This window comes from Vibrio sp. 10N.247.310.17, from assembly GCF_041466605.1.
GTDB classification, from domain to species: domain Bacteria; phylum Pseudomonadota; class Gammaproteobacteria; order Enterobacterales; family Vibrionaceae; genus Vibrio; species Vibrio tasmaniensis_A.
The window spans coordinates 44499-60342 of sequence record NZ_JBFSTC010000002.1 but is presented as its reverse complement, the minus strand read 5'-3'; the positions used below and the strand labels follow the sequence as shown (position 1 = coordinate 60342).

The following is a 15844-nucleotide window of genomic DNA, read 5'->3' as shown; positions in this document are numbered from 1 at the left end:
GGCTAAGTTCTCCAGTTTAAGGTAATACTATGATGAAGAAGAGTTTAGCGACGGCTGTTGCTCTATTAGTTTCAACGTCCGCATTAGTTTCAACGTCCGCATTGATATCAACGTCTGCATTGATTTCAACGTCAGCAATGGCTGCCAATAGCGTTCAACAAACCGTTGACGCACCGGCACAAAATATCAATCAAGTGCTCGAAATGACGGACACTCAAACCCGTATTCAACAGTTGTCTTACATGGCACAAGATCAAAATCAATCTGTTGAAAATCGTACTGGTGCACTGCAAGAGCTTGCTTCATATCCAAGCCAGAATGCGCTGGTGGCGGTGGCAAGAGGTTTGAAAGATCAAAACCCTGAAGTTCGTGAGGCTTCGATTATCGGTTCTTCGCCATATCAACTTGAGCATCGTTGGGCGTTAGTTTCGCCTTTGCTGAGCGATACAGACTCTATGGTTCGTCATTCAGCAACATCGAACTTAGTTCGTGATTACAATACGTTAGATAAAGAACAGAAAGCACAAATCGAACAACCTGTCGCTGAGTTAATAACATTCTTGGAATCACAAGAATCTGAAAAGTTTCAATTGTTGTTCGCTGACGTGCTCCGTTGGCACAATGAATGGGATAAAGCGGAAACGATTTATCTTGAGTTGATTAATACTCACCAGAAAGACCCTCAAGTTTGGCTGAGCTACGCGGATAACTTCCGAGCTCAGAATAAAGATCAACAAGCGGTCGAGGTGTTGGATCGTGGTTTGAAGAACGTGCCGGACAATGCAGCGATGCACTATTCTAAATCATTAACTTTGGTTCGCCTTGAAGACAAGGCAGCAGCAGCCAAAGAGATTGAAGTAGCAGCAGAACTTGCAAAAGATAACAGCTACTACTGGTACTTGAATGGGGTACTACAAGAAGAGCTGGATATCGACAAATCGACTAAATCGTTCGAGAAGGCGTATTTGATCTCTGGTTCTCCGGAGCAGTTATACGCGGTATGTGATATCTACGTGCGATACGGCAACGACAAGACTGATGATTGCTTAAGTGAGCTAGGTAAAGTGGCTCCTGACTATGTTATTGAGCAGCTGAAAGAGAAGCGAGTAGCGCCAAGCTCATAATATTTGAATGAGTAAATAGATAAGCCGCTTATGAAAAGCCAGTCGAAATATTCGACTGGCTTTTTTGGATCTTAATTGCTGCAAGTGACCATCGATTTGAATTCGAGCTAAAAAACAAAACTCAACATGATGGTGTAGAGCAATGCATCTTTATCGGTTTTAGGGGCGTCAATAAAGACACCGTTTGACCTACGAGCTTCGAAGAATTGCATTTCACCATTGATAGATATATTTGACATCAAGTCGTAATCTACACCAACTAAGTAGCTATTCCCTTCTAAGTGCTCATTGGCGTTAAATTGCGCGCCGTATACTACGTAAGGTGTGAATACTCCTAAATGGTAACCTAGGCTGGCGTACATGGATGAAGAAACGTCACTGATTTGACCTTCGCTCGCCAATACCGCTTGGCCAAATTCATATTCAGCGCCTAGCGACCAAAGTTGGATGTGTTGGTTGTCTGCTGTTGGAAGCGTGCCAACGTTTTTAATTTTTGTCGTTTGATCGAAATTTGAATCAAGGAAAGATAAGTTCCAACGATAGTTATCACCACTTAATTGAAGGTTTGCACCAAACATTCGATTTGTTTCGAATTCCAGCTCGGTTGTCGAATTGAACTCTACTTCATTCTTATCTTTGATTCCGACAAATGGAGAGAGTTGTAGGGTAGCTTCATCGGTTACATCATGAGTCCAACTCACTTTGACACCGTTGAAAGCGGTAATACCAAGAACGCTGTTATACACCTCTGTCGGTGGTCTTGCCGTCATATAGGCTTGGCCAACATAATAGTATTCAGAGGCAAGGAATAGTGGCAGTCGTAATCGACCAATACTCACATCGAAGTCGTTAAATTCATAGCCCAAGTAAGCCCACTCGAGTTGAGGATCACTCCAATCATATTGGGGTGGTTTGACAACTTGTACGGAAGCTTTAAATGAGTTGTAAAAGTAATCGAGTTGAACTCCAAGTGTGGTATCACAGTCATAACAATTTTCATCGGTAAAACCATTGTTGATGATTAAAGGGGAGTCGTTATCTGATGTTGCCCAAGAAGTAGAACCAAATCCGCTTAACGAAAAATTATCGGTAAGTTCAATAATAGCGAAAGCCGGAGAGGCAATTGAAGCACATAGCACTGACGTAATTATTTTTTTCATATTATTTCTCCGAGCTTATAACGTATAGAACATTGGCATTTTCAGGGAGCGTCGAGAGCGGGGCGTACCCAATTCGATTGGGCTTGTCATCAAGCCAGTCAACCAAGGTTTCGGTGGACGCCGATTTAATCTCTCTTGGATAACGAGCTTTACCTGAGAAGGATAAGCTCGCCCAATGGGCATTCATTTGAGCTGCGTTTTTTCCAAGCAGTTGTTGGTAAAAAACTTCACGTTCGCTGCTGTTTTCAGGCCAATCAGAAAGTTCTACACGTTTACCATCGAGTCGTTTTGTTTTTCCTCTATACAGCTTCCTTGCTTTGTTTATCGATATTTCTTCAAATCCTGAATCTAAAGAGAATATGGCGTAATCTTCTGCGGCATGAGCTGGGCTGAGAAGAAGCAAGTTTCCTAATAGCCCTACCGCGACTGGCAATATGACTCTGCGTGGAAGTGTTTTTATTGTTTTAATCCAATCCATGGGTTTCTCCTAACAAGTCGCACTTTCTATTTGATGGAATAGCTTTTCTTTTCTTACGGGCTTCGCTACGTATCCATCCATGCCTGAATCAAAGCACTTTTGAATGTCATCATCGATAACACTGGCGGTTAGCGCGATGATAGGGGTTTTGCTTAAGCCTAGGTTTTTCTCATGCTCCCGAATCTCCTTAGTTGCTGTGAAACCGTCCATAACGGGCATCATGCAATCCATTAGTATAATGTCGAAACTACTGTCGTTTTGGTACATATCAACGGCAATTTGACCATTCTCTGCAATTTCAAAAGCGTAACCAGCCCTTGTTAGCATGACCGAAGCGACTTTTTGGTTAACTCGATTGTCTTCGACGAGTAGTATTCTTTCAGATTTGATCGGAACCGGGTTTTGTTCTCTTTCCTCTGGCACAGTCCGTTTAGCTGCAGCATTAAGAATCGGCGTTACGGTCGCGGGTTTTTTCGTAGATTTAGTTTTGTAGGCAACAGGAAGTGGCATTGCTTCAACGGCGGCAAGTACTTTTTCTTTTAACATTTCAAATTTGAATGGCTTTGGCACATAGTCATCCATGCCCACGTCGAAACACCTTTGAATATCGTCATCAATAACACTGGCGGTCAGGGCAATGATAGGGATACGACGCGTGGCATTGGTCTCTTTTTCAACGCGGCGAATATTACTTGTCGCTTCAAAGCCATCCATAACCGGCATCATGCAGTCCATGAGTATTGCTGCGTAGTGAGGGTTCGATCTGAACATGTCCACGGCTTCCTGGCCATTATTCGCAAACTCGAATTCAAAACCACTTTTACCAACATGAAGCCCGGCAATTTTTTGGTTGACCTTGTTGTCTTCGACGATCAGAATTTTGTGTTGTATCTCTAGAGAAGGTTGGCTCGCCTCTGAAAGCTCAACCCGACCCTGTGTATCACAGAGCTCAACCGCTTTAATCAAACGTAAACCGAGTAGGGGTTGTGATACTTGAGCCGTAACATAATTGCCGATGTCAGCCGGCTCGCTCAAAAATGATCGAATCAAGCAGATAGTGATGCCGTTTTGGTGGAGCTTATCTAAGTCACTGGTATAGTCACTGGCTTGGAATGTGTCATCTTCAGCAAAGACAACTGTGATTGGGTTAGCGTGCTTTTGAATCGTGAGTTGTTGTGTAAGCTCAGCTGTATCTCTCGTTTGTTGGGTTATTTCTAAACCATAGAGGTTAAGGTCCCATTCTATTCGTTTAGAGAGCATGTTCGCGTTACCTAGAACATAAATGTCGGCGGTTGCTGTGCTTGGTTTTGGCAACATTAAATCAATGGGTAATTCTAGATCGAAGTAGAAACAACTGCCTTTACCTTTGACGGAGTCGAGTTGGATCTGACCACCCATAAGTTCAACAAGCTGAGTACTGATCGCAAGGCCAAGACCAGTACCACCGAATTGTCTGGTCGTTGAATCATCTTCTTGAGCGAACGGTTCGAATATCTGTTTCTGTTGCTGTTTATCGATACCAATCCCCGTGTCTCGCACAGAAAACCTTAGGGTGACATTGTTTTCTGCTTTGTTTAGCGTTTGGATTGACAGGGTAACGCCACCTTCTGCTGTGAACTTCACCGCGTTCGACATAAAGTTCATCAAGATCTGTCTTAATCGGTGATCATCGATCATCACGCGTGCAGGTGTGTCTGGGCTGATATCAACGTTCACTGATATTTTTTGCTCTTTAGCTTTTGGCGCGACAATAGATGCGATGTCGTAAATGGATTCTCTAATCGATGCCGAATGCGGGCTGATTAATAGCATGCCAGATTCAATCTTAGAGAAGTCTAAGATGTCGTTGATCAGGCTTAGCAGTAGTTGGGATGAGGTCTCGATCGTATCTACATAATCACGTTGTGTTGGTGTAAGTGGTGTGTCTGACAGGATCTCCGAAATTCCGATAACGCCATTCAGTGGGGTTCGAATTTCATGAGACATATTGGCCAAGAAGCTACTTTTCGCTTTGCTAGCTTGTATCGCGTGGTCTTTGGCTTCTTCGGCGTCTTCTTTAGCTCGCTCTGCGTCTTCTTTAGCTATCGTTAACTTCTCTTTTGCATGTTCTCGTTCGATGGTGAGTCGCTCTACTTGCTGAGCAAATAGGCTGAGTTCGTCTTTGCCTTGAATCAGTTTGGCCAAAGAAGGGCGGGTATCATCGTTTTCACTTTTTAAGAACCTAAGAACTAGCCCAAGATTGTTGGTGACTTGTTTCGCTAAACTGAGGGTTAATCCCATAACAGTTGCTGCAAGCAACGTGACGATGGAAATAAATAGCGTTCTTTCTGTTTGAGCATCTGAGATCGCTTGAGCTACTTCGGCTTGGAACTCTTGTTTGATCACGTCACCTAAATTCTGCAACAGGCTTAGGCGAGCACTCATCGCATTGAGTCCGGTAGTGATCTCTTGTGGAGTCAATGCGCTTATTGTGGATGAACTATGAAGTGCGTGACGTATCTCTTGGCTTTTCATAAAAGCCTCATCTTTAAACACTTCAATCATGAGTGAAACTTGATGTGTATTGGCATTCAAGGATACAAATCTTTCTAAGAACAAAACTTGCCTAGCATTGAGGCTTTCAACCAACTCGGCTAGTTCAGAATCATACTCTTGATGATTTTGGTAAATATCGAAGAGCGAAGCGCTGAGCTTAAATTCTTCATTTGACCAAAACATCAACCACTCTAGTTGATGCAAGGCGGTGAGGTGCTGTTGAATCTCACGCTTGGTGATATCAAAAGGGACTTTCTCAATGGCCAACAACAATTGTTGGTACAAGTCACTTTGCCACTCAATCGCATCCAGCTTATCGAAACTGTCGGTCGTTTTCATAGTCGACAAGGTTGCCTCACTGAAGTCGGCCAGCAGTTGGTTCACTTCTTCGGAACTGTTTAGAAATATGCTGGGTGAAAGTGCTTTGAGCTCGGCATTTACCTTAGCACTTCGATTAACGAACTCTTCAGTGTTTGGGGCCAAAGTACTTCGATACAAGACAGAGATATCTTCAAGGTAAATTGCTAACTGATTGGTTCGCTCAAAATCGTTTAACTGCGTAGTCAGAAAGTAAGCTTGTCTACCGGCTAAGAAAAGGAGCAATGAGATCGGTAGTAGAACTAAGCCAAAGAGTTTATGTTTAACTGAAAGGTTATTCCAGACCGTAAGTGTCGACATATTAAGGATCCATCCAACTGGTTTTATATAAAAACAGTAGAATAAAAATGCCGATATGGAAACTTTGAAACTGTAAATTTAATGGAAGTGTGGGAGGGGTATAAGTTCTTGTGATTCCACAGCTTATTTTGAAATAGCTTGTCTTGCTAGCAATTTATAGCGTTTGGCGGTCGGTTTGATTTTGATGCTTATTGATGAGTATCTTAAAAAGCGAGTTAATTAGGGTGATTTTTATCGAGACTTAGTTCAAATAGAAGTTGCTCTAACCCCGTTTTTGCAGAAGGTTCTAGCGCCCAAACACCGAGTATTCTGTTCAGTGCAGCGCGGTACACTCTGTTTTTGAGTAGGAAAGCGAGCGTACGCGTATCGTTGCTCAGAACATTTGATTGTACGACGGTTAACTCAGCTTTGTTCTCGATATCGATTTTCTGAAGATTGAAAACGGGTAGAAAGGCACACTCATACCAAACTTCTATGATCTCTCGAAGTTCGATTTCCTCTTCAGGCACATCGCAGCCCTGAAGTTGATGGTTTTCAGGAATTGCGGATAAGTAAGCTACATCAAGCTTGTCTGCAACGAATGTGTACATTTGCTTCCTTTGTATCGGTGATTTTAGAGCGAATCATCTCTCTCACTTATGTTTTTGTCAATTACATCTATTTATCTAACGAGTAATTTGTGAATAAGCATCGTCGTGTTTAACTCAAGCTGTTTAAGTATTTGTCTGTTAAGCCAAAATATTTCAAGTTGCCATCAGGTTCTAGAACCAAACTCATATTGGAAGTAGCGATCAAACCGGGATCATTGGTCGAAAAAATGACGGTTTTATTCAGCAACTTATCGCTGAACAGGCGGTTAAAATACTGGGCGTTTTCATTTTCAGCCCCGTTGAACGGTTCATCAATGATTATCAGAGATTGCTCACAGTTACCTAAACCAAGTGCCAAACGCAGCTTTTGTTGAATGCCATTGGGAAGACCTTTGCACTTATCGACACTCAATTGAGTCGCTAAGCCTTCTGGCAGCCATTCGTCTAGCTCGAAGAAGCTCACCATCTCCTGCATTTTCTCTGTCGGAATGAGTCCGTTATGCAGAATGAAGTTGGTTTCTAGTGAGCCTTCAAAAATATGCAGGTTAAAAGGGATGTAGTTAATTGAGGTGCGATAACGGTAGCTATTGAACTGTTTAATGTTGTAACCATCGACAGAAACTGCGCCTTGATAGCGGTCTTCTAGCCCAGCAATGATTGAAATTAAGGTGGTTTTTCCGCAGCCCGTAGGGCCACAAATGACCACTTTTGCACTGGGTGGTATTTTGAACCCCAAGTTGGTTAACCCTGTTGCTGCCCCTGTGTAACGGTGGCTGACACCACTGCCCACAATATTTCCTTGGAACAGCCGAATAGGCGGGCTTTTTTCTAGCGTTAACTTGTCGTCATTCATCGACATCAAGTTGTTGATCTGTGCCGACGAAGCCTTGATGGATTGAAACTTAGAAATTGAGTTATAGATGCCCATTATCGGGCCTAGTGCTTTCCAAACGAGAATAACGGTTGCGAGCATCGCGCCCGCATCAGAAGTGCCTTCCATGACTCCGATTACTGCGGTCACGATACTTGCAGTACCAATCACCTGAATCAAACTACCACCTGCAGCCTGAATTTTACTGTTGGTTACAGCGACATTCTCCGCATCATTGGTGCTTTGCATATGGGAGGCACTAAAACGAGATTGAACCACGCGCAACAAAGGCAAACCCTGAATGGTCTTGATACCACGAAGGATTTCATTCCATTGATAAGAGACCATCGCATTGGCGCGAGAGCTTTTAGATGTGGCTTGTGAGTAGATGTAACGAGAGTAAACACAGAACACCAACATCAATATTAAGCCGCCCATCACCACAAGTGCAGCGGTGCCAGACATCAGAGCAATCGCAATGATGAATACAATCACAAACGGCATATCAAAGTAACTAAGGGTCGATTCTGCGGTCACTAAGCGGCGGAAGGTATCGATATCTTTCAAACGAGCCAACTGAGACGAAACCCCTGCGGTTGAAGTCATTGCGTAGGGCAGCCAAAGCAGTTTCGATATTACGGCTTGGGATATGTGAACCGCGAGATCTTTACCGGAGGTCGCAATGATGTTGACTCGCATCTTTTTGAAGAAGTATTCCGAGAAGCCGACGATCACGGCAAATAGGGTCAACCAATAGAGCGTGGCTTGAGAACTCGAAGTCAGTGCGAAGTTATAGACACTCATGATGAAGAATGGCTGTAACGCACCGAGAATACTGATGACGAAGCTCAGAATGATCAGGCTTTTAAGTTCATTGTTGTAACGATAGAAAGCGTATTTTATCCAATTGCTTCTGTCTTGCGATTCCGGAGGTGGTTCGCGGAACAGACGAGAGTACTCGCTAATAGAAATCAGCAAGCAGGGCTTTTTACACATTGGGTATTCAATGGTGTTGTTGTTCGTGTAATCAAACAGCAGCAACTTCCCATCTTTTGTCCCTAAGAAGATGGCACTGAGGTTTTCTATCTCAATAAAGCACGGGTGAGGATATTTATCGATATTCTCGAGTGTCTTTAGTTTGGTCACATCACAGCGGTATCCAAGGCGCTCTATGGTTGCTGTAAAGCTATCGCCGTCTTTGGGTTTTGGAATAAAAGCATCGCTGAGTATAGCGGGCGTGCCTTCCCATTCGAGCGCTATCAAGGTGTAGGCCAAACCACGAATAAGTGGCGATTGACTGTAACGTTCGTCGTATCCACTAGATTCAAAATCCAAAACACGTTGCGGCACATTATTGAAGTCTACTAGGATACTCATTGGTCACCTCCGATAAGTTTTACGCGTTTGAGGCGGTGGTTAAGTTTATCCATCTTATTGCTGGCGATGATTAAGATTTTGTCATTGGCACGATAGGCGGTACTGGTCAGCACGACGCGCGCAAATTCTTCATCAAAGACGCAGTCTATATCGTCGAATATCAACACACGCTTACTGGCGAGCAGGGCACGGACTAATAACAGAGCATAGCCAACTTGGCGTGAGAATGGGTTACGCATGTGACCTTTGAGCTCGGTATAGAAACCTGCAGGCAGCCCATCAATTTGAGCCTTGATGTTCATGGTTTCACATAAGGCGAAAGCCGTATTGTTCAGGCTTGGACGGAAACAGGTTAGGTTATCAATAATGGTCCCTTCCACGAATGAACTTGTTTTATCGACCATCAGCACGCTGTTACGCCAAACGTTGTAGTTTACGTCACTCAGAGGCGTGTCATTAATCATGATGTCCAGTTTGTTATCATTGTTCTGACGTGTAATACAGTTAGCAAGGTGGGTCTTGCCGGAGCCACTTTTCCCGGTAAGCAAATAAGTTTGTCCGAGTTCGAATTCGATACGCTGCTTTTCAGAATATTTAACAGAAATACGTTCTACTTCGGTCGTCTCATGTTGATGTTCAACCGACGCGGCCAGTTCAAGAAGTTCGGCGATACGTTGTATATGGAGCTTGTTTAGTTCCCAGCGGCTCGCGGTACGCATCACTTGTTGGTAGGGCGCGAAGTAACGATTGGTAAGCATGATTATCGCGGCCATAATGCCTTGGCTTGACTCCATATTGATCACGGCTGTTGCCAATACCACAACAACACAAGCAATCGAGAGTTGTTGGATGAGCGCTAAGATTAAGCCAAAATTCGATTCAATCTGTTCGTATTTGATGTTTTCAACTTCACGTTCCTCGACCATTTGTGTCATCAGGCTTTCAACGCGGTATTCCATATTTCGAGCTTTGATATCAAGCGGGCTAGAGATGATCTCGATGATTTTGGAGGTGGTTAACCCTTCGATGTCTGACTTATTCTGCAAACTACCAATCTTTTGTTTGGAAAGGCTCCACGCGAAAATAGCCAAGATGACAGAGGCAATCAGAAGTGTAATACCAGCCCATATGTTGATGAGTCCTATGATAAGGATGGTAATCAAACTGACAGCAAGGTTGATCAGTGCTCGAACCGATTCTCCACCAAAAAAGGTTTTCAGTTCTGGAATGGTCGAAATACGCTCCAAATATTCACCGGGCTCTAAACGGCGGAATTTAGAGATCTCAGCCAAACAGATGGATTGAAATACCTTATTGGTTAAGTTGGTCTCAAACTGCCTCATGATGACAGAGGAAATCTTCTCTTCCTGATTTTTCAGGTGGTAGTCAAGGAAGATGGAAATCAAGATAATCGTAAACAGTAAGAACAGAGTATCTTGTGCTTGGTTGGGTAACACTCGGTCAAAAATGATCAGAATAGAGAAGGGCAGTACCAAGCCAAACAGGGTCGATATTATCGTTGAGAAAGTCAGATAACACTTATCTGCCATATTGATCTTTTGCGAAAATTGCTCAGTTTGCATTACGACCTCCTTTTCTCAATGACTCCGTTGAGAGAAGGTGTTTCGGCACCAAATCTTGATTGTCTCGTCCCTCAATATCGCTCATCAATTGCATGATGCTCTCTATCGATTGAATTGAGAGTATGCCTTTAATTTGCTCAAGCTTGATGGTCTCGATGATGTAGTCGTATCGTGCGCTTTCATAGTCTCTCAAAGCGCTGAACAGTTTACTTTCCGCCGCCAGCAAGTCGGTGATGGTACGCGTGCCTAATTGGTAGGCTCTTTGGATCCCTTTATAAGAGGCATAGTTGGCGCGAATGATGTTCTCGTAACTGCTTATAGATTGCGAAAAATCGTTGATGTTGAGTACAGAGGTGTTCACGCTGTTGCGCGTGGTGTAAAGCGAGTCTTGATAAAGCAGTTCAGTACGTTCAATTGCCGTCGATGATTTTTGATATCCATAGTAATCAGAACCACCAGACAAAATAGGCAAGGCTAGGTTCAAGCCAACGCTAGTTGAGTTGCTTTCGCCTGTCGCTGTGATGTCGGTTTTATCGTAGTTATTGGCGTCATCGTGACGATAGCTGGCTGAGAGTGACACGGTAGGTAAGAAGTTTGTACCGCTCTCTTTTAAGCTTCTACGGCTTCTCTCGACGTTTTTCTTGGCTACTAGTAAGTCGTTGTTGAGCTTTAACGCTTGATCCATGATTGAGTGTTGTTCGCTTTCGTTTATCTCTTTTAATGGCACACTTTCGTATATATCCTGTGATGGAGTGATAGGGTACTGAATCTGAATGGATAGCCCGTTGAGAATGACACGGCGATCTTTCTGCAAGGTTCTTAATCGATTCGACACACCTTCTTTCTGAGCGATAACTTCGTACAGCTCGCTGGCGGCTGTGTTCCCCAACTCTACGTTGCGTCGCATCTGATGTTCACGAGTCTCAGACGACTTAAGCTCTACCTTGGTCGCTTTTATTTGCGCATTGTTTTTCAAATACTCGAAGTATTGAGAGCCGATTTCAGAGATAGTGCTCTGGATTTTGTTCTCGTGTTTAATTTCTTCAATATTGAAGTCGAGTTTTGCCGTTCCATATTTAAAAATATCACCAAGATTGAATATCGATTGGGTAAGGGAAAGGCTGTAGCTGTTTGAGTTATAGCTGGAGGTTTCATCGGGCACGCTCGATAACAAGGTTTCATTCTCATTCCATGTAGTATCAGCTGCACCATTGAGTGAAGGAAGAAACTTAGAGCGGCTGATCCCAATGTTGTATTCGTTCTCTTCCACACCTTTATCACTGGCGCGAAGGGATAGGCTGTTTTGCAGGCCGAGTTCTACCGCCTCAAGCAGGGTCGTCGCCGATACTGAAGGTGTTGTGCTGAATGCAAGCGCAGCCATAATGCTGCTAGTTAAGTTTCTGTACCGCCACATACTTGTTGATCACCTTGATGATTTGGTCGCTTTTGTAAGGTTTGCTGATCACGTAATCCATTCCGGCTTCAATACAAGCCTGGTGTTCGTTACTGCTGGTCAATGCGGTTGCCCCTATGATGGTACAAGGGTTTTTCTCGTTCTCTTGTTCAAACTGGCGAATGCGTTTGGTCGCTTCAATGCCGCCCATACCTGGCATGATGCAGTCCATGAAAATGATGTCAGAACGTTTATTCATGAAGTGCTCTACTGCGTCGGCACCATCGCCAACCGTGTCTGGTTCATACTCTTGTTTGGTTAAAATTCGTTTAAGTAAGATCTGTTGAACTCGGTCATCCTCTACGATAAGGAATGAACTGTTTTCCATCTGCTCTTCTGATGCTTCTGCTTCCATAATGGTGAGTAAGTTCGGAATAAACTCATAAGGAATCGCAGGGGAGTTGATGATCTTATCGACGAAGCTGTGACACTCTTGTGCATGCTGAGTATTGGTTACTGACAGCAACAGCTTGGTATTTGGATGATTCTTAAGTTGAGATTTCACCGTTTTGCTCAGTGATGGCAGCTTGTTAGGTTCAAAGGTATCGGTCAGCATGATGGCATCGTACTCACCAAAGGTCTTCGCCGCTGAAAACAACTCATTTGCAGTGCGGATTTCAGTGATATCAAGCCCCAAGTTACTGAGCATTTTCTTCATTACATCTATACGAACTTGTGTATTGGCGCAAAGCAGTAAACGCTTGCCGTCGAAGCGAGTTTTCTCTGTATGGAAATTCTTCGCCTTGAGATCAAGCTCGATCTGAAAACGTTCCTGTGTACCCGATTGGAACCAGTGACTTTCGTAATACCCGTAATCTTTTAATACGCTTTTCGCTAAGTCGTCTGTGTTAGCAGTATGGTGTTTATGATCGCTCCAATGGAGCTTATTGAGCTTGGCGACAGAGACATCCAGTGTTGAAAGGAAATTCAGATTGATGGTGACACGTGTATTTTCCATATCCGAAGCTGCGCCAGACTCTATTGTCACGAACAACTTCTTGTTTGATTTAAGTTGGATGGCGTTAGAAAGCTGCAGGAACAAGATCCAGAACAAGCTGGTGGATTGGCCTTCCACACGGTTCGGCAAATTATCAGAGATAAAGCAGTCGAGTTGACCTTCGTTCCTCTGAACTTTGGCGCTGATATGAATCATCAATTCAGACAACACGCTCAGTAAAGAGAATTCCTTCGACTTACTTTCCGTACCCTGTGAAATCAAACGGTTATAGTTTTCTGCTAACTCAGATAACGTACTACATGCTGAGGTAATATCCTTCGCCATCAATACGCCGTTTTCATCGGTTTCTTGAACCAGATATTGGACACCACCGTTGATGGTGTTGGTGATTCCGCGAATCTCATAGCCGATTAGCGCATACAGCTGTTTGTAGAGATCGTTATTGCGCTTTTGGTCTTCCAATTTACTGAAAATCAGTTTGAGGTGAGAGTAGATCTGGCGTTGTTTCGGATTGATGCTCACTTCATTCAGAAGCTCTTCGAGTCTTTGTAAGTCGAGTTGTTTCAGCTCTTGATAGAGAGCATCGAACTCATAGTCGATTTCTCGTTCATTAGAGCTGGATTTCTTCAGCTTCAACATAGCAACTGAGTTCGATAGGACCGTGATTACTGCCAGTATCACGACCACCATAAACAACCAGATAAAGAACTCATTTTTCTCTGACATCAAGTCGCTCGCATGGTTGTTGAACATGGTGCGGTAGTTGTCGTCCATCTGTAGGTAGTTGTTGGTCAGTGACAGGTATAAGTCGAGTACGTCGTTGCGTGTTTTAGTGCTGTCGGAAAAGCGATTGATAGCTAATTCAAGTTGGGTGTATTCAGTCGCGCCAACCAAGCTGAACTCAGTTTTGTTCAAAGAGGCTAGCGATCTAAATTCATCTATTTCACGCTTCAAGTTAACTAGATTGAATTCGTTAGTACCACAAGTGTCGGTACTTAAGCACTGCTGTAGAGTTTGAATATCTTGTTCGATGGTCTGATTAAGCTTCTGAGCTTGTATGAGCAGTGGGGCACTTTGCACTTGAGCAACCGAATCTACTTTTGACCAAGAAAAGTATAAATAGAAAGCGAGCGCCGCTAGTACTACGCTGAACAATATGCTCAGACGTAGAGCTGGTACGGAAATGTTATAAGAAGGTTTTCCGCTCATTGATTACCTCTCATCGAATGCATCTTCGATGGCTGACATCACAGGTTTTGCAGCGTATTCGATCACGCGACGCGAGCCTGTTTTTACGTCGGCGGTAAATTCCATATAAGGTGATAATTTGTATTGAGTGCCTCCTCGTTCAAGAAAGTTTCGATCAATCTCAATCTCTGCCAAATAGAATTCGGCATCTTCTTCTTCGTATGATGAACGGCTAATTGAGGCGATGGTTCCCTCAACAAATCCATATTTTGCGAAGTTATAAGTATCCATTTTTACTTTTACCGCCTGGCCAATTTCAACAAACCCCATGTCTTTACGCGGAATTTTCGCTTCACCGTGTAGGGAGTTATTGATTGGAGCAATATCAGCGATACTCTCGCCGGGTGGTATTACCGCAGAACGGAAGTTGAAGTGTAATTTGTCGACCACACCATCCACTGGTGAGTAGACTATGAGTCGGTCTACCTTATCGGAGTGCTGTGGTTGTAAGATCCGTTTTAGTTTGAGGTCTTTATTGGCCTGGATGATTTGTGCTTGGTACTCAGAGTTTCGGTTCTCAACCAAGTCTCGATGTTGTTTCTCGAGTTTGTCGAGCTGGAAACGTTCATTCATGACGGACTCATCAAGGTTTTCAATCTCACGAACCATATTGGATTCTTGTACTTTCATATTTAGAACGTCGACATATGACGCCATCTCTTCTTTATAAAGCGTGTTTTTGATGTTGAGTTGTTTGCGAATGAGTGAGAGTTGGTTCTCTGAGCTTTTGCGACGCTTTAGCATTGATCCAATTAGAGAGTTTTTGTGTTTAATATCGTGAGTGATCAGCTCTTCGTTAGAGCGGTTCTTCGAGAACTCTTGCTGCCACGTATTCATGTTGACTTGAACTTGTTCTGGGTACTTTTCGATGTAAGAAGCAAAGTTTGGTTCGACCATGTCACGCAAGCTTTCATAACGGATTTTATCGAGTTCCAGCTGAATGATTTCGGTGTTCACTGTATCGAGTTGGGTGTTACGGTCGAGTGAGCGGATTCGAGCAATAGGTTGGCCTTCATACACAACTTCCCCTTTTCTCACTAACAGCTCTTCTAAAATACCGCCTTCTAGATGTTGAACTTTCTCAACATCAGACTCTAGTAACAGCTCGCCACGCACAGAAACGACAATGTCGATGCGTGCTTGTGACGCTACGGCGATAGCCACCAAAGCAAGTAGAAAAATGATGAGTAACGTCTTGTGAACGCTAGTCATCGCACTTGCAAGCACGATGGTGTCATCTGCTGTGACCTTGGAAGCCTCGTTGTTAGAAACAAGCGCTTTTCTTAGGTGATGCTCTATTTGGTTATTGCTCATGACCTACCTCGATGACTCGTCATCTACAACTTCCTTAATATCCAACAAGTGATGGATTTGTCTATTGACGTTTTGTAGTTCAGTTTTTACATCCTCTAAAAGCGCTTCCGGCGCAGGGAATTCGTGTTTACTCAAATGTTCCAACTTGGCCATTTTGGGCGGCAGGTCTTGGTCGCATAACAAAGTTAAGATGGTTTTCAATTTTTTAGAGTAGTTGTTGAGTTCATCAAAACGATTACCTTTATGAAGCATCTCTATGTTCATCGGTGCGTCCGAAAAGTCCTTATAAAAGTCGCCTAGCAGCAATTGCAGCCCTTTGTGGTTGTTGTCGATTGAACGCAATAAATTCGTCATGTCTATCATCATTCCACTGCCTTAATTGCTTTAATCACAATAACTAAGGATCTTTAAAGGCAGTTTTCAAATTTTTTTTACTTCTTTATGCATAAAAAGAAAAATATGAAAAAAGTTGTAT

At 43.4% G+C, this 15844-nt stretch carries 11 protein-coding genes; 1 reads left to right on the top strand and 10 read right to left on the bottom strand.

What is annotated here, in order from left to right:
* Positions 1–29 precede the first annotated feature (29 nt).
* Complete coding sequence (locus AB6D80_RS01000) at positions 30–1124, top strand: HEAT repeat domain-containing protein (protein WP_102249229.1); 1095 nt, start codon at positions 30–32, stop codon at positions 1122–1124.
* A 107-nt stretch (positions 1125–1231) separates the two neighbouring features.
* Here the strand turns inward: AB6D80_RS01000 and AB6D80_RS00995 are convergent, their stop codons facing one another.
* The 10 genes from AB6D80_RS00995 to AB6D80_RS00950 form a co-directional block, all read right to left on the bottom strand.
* Positions 1232–2284: a sulfate ABC transporter permease gene (locus AB6D80_RS00995; protein WP_371706983.1), complete on the bottom strand. Its 1053-nt coding sequence runs from the start codon at positions 2282–2284 to the stop codon at positions 1232–1234.
* Between the two features lies 1 nt (position 2285).
* Entirely contained in the window at positions 2286–2762 is a 477-nt protein-coding gene (locus AB6D80_RS00990; protein WP_009844970.1) for a hypothetical protein, read from the bottom strand.
* Positions 2763–2771: 9 nt separating this feature from the next.
* Positions 2772–5975, bottom strand: a complete 3204-nt coding sequence (locus tag AB6D80_RS00985; protein WP_102249231.1) for a response regulator — start codon at positions 5973–5975, stop codon at positions 2772–2774.
* A 215-nt stretch (positions 5976–6190) separates the two neighbouring features.
* Complete coding sequence (locus AB6D80_RS00980) at positions 6191–6565, bottom strand: hypothetical protein (protein WP_102249232.1); 375 nt, start codon at positions 6563–6565, stop codon at positions 6191–6193.
* Positions 6566–6674: 109 nt separating this feature from the next.
* Complete coding sequence (locus AB6D80_RS00975) at positions 6675–8813, bottom strand: ATP-binding cassette domain-containing protein (protein WP_102249233.1); 2139 nt, start codon at positions 8811–8813, stop codon at positions 6675–6677.
* Positions 8810–10396 carry an ABC transporter transmembrane domain-containing protein gene (locus tag AB6D80_RS00970; protein ID WP_017102610.1) on the bottom strand — a complete coding sequence of 529 codons (1587 nt, stop codon included), beginning with the start codon at positions 10394–10396 and terminating at the stop codon, positions 8810–8812. The genes AB6D80_RS00975 and AB6D80_RS00970 overlap by 4 nt, the downstream gene beginning before the upstream one ends.
* On the bottom strand, positions 10386–11810 hold the full coding sequence (locus AB6D80_RS00965) for a TolC family protein (RefSeq protein WP_017102611.1): 1425 nt from the start codon (positions 11808–11810) through the stop codon (positions 10386–10388). The genes AB6D80_RS00970 and AB6D80_RS00965 overlap by 11 nt, the downstream gene beginning before the upstream one ends.
* On the bottom strand, positions 11785–14016 hold the full coding sequence (locus AB6D80_RS00960) for a response regulator (protein WP_017102612.1): 2232 nt from the start codon (positions 14014–14016) through the stop codon (positions 11785–11787). Before AB6D80_RS00960 ends, AB6D80_RS00965 begins: the two co-directional genes overlap by 26 nt.
* Positions 14017–14019: 3 nt before the next feature.
* Positions 14020–15369 carry an HlyD family type I secretion periplasmic adaptor subunit gene (locus tag AB6D80_RS00955; RefSeq protein WP_009844977.1) on the bottom strand — a complete coding sequence of 450 codons (1350 nt, stop codon included), beginning with the start codon at positions 15367–15369 and terminating at the stop codon, positions 14020–14022.
* A gap of 3 nt (positions 15370–15372) precedes the next feature.
* Entirely contained in the window at positions 15373–15735 is a 363-nt protein-coding gene (locus tag AB6D80_RS00950) for a hypothetical protein (protein WP_017102613.1), read from the bottom strand.
* Positions 15736–15844: the final 109 nt, after the last annotated feature.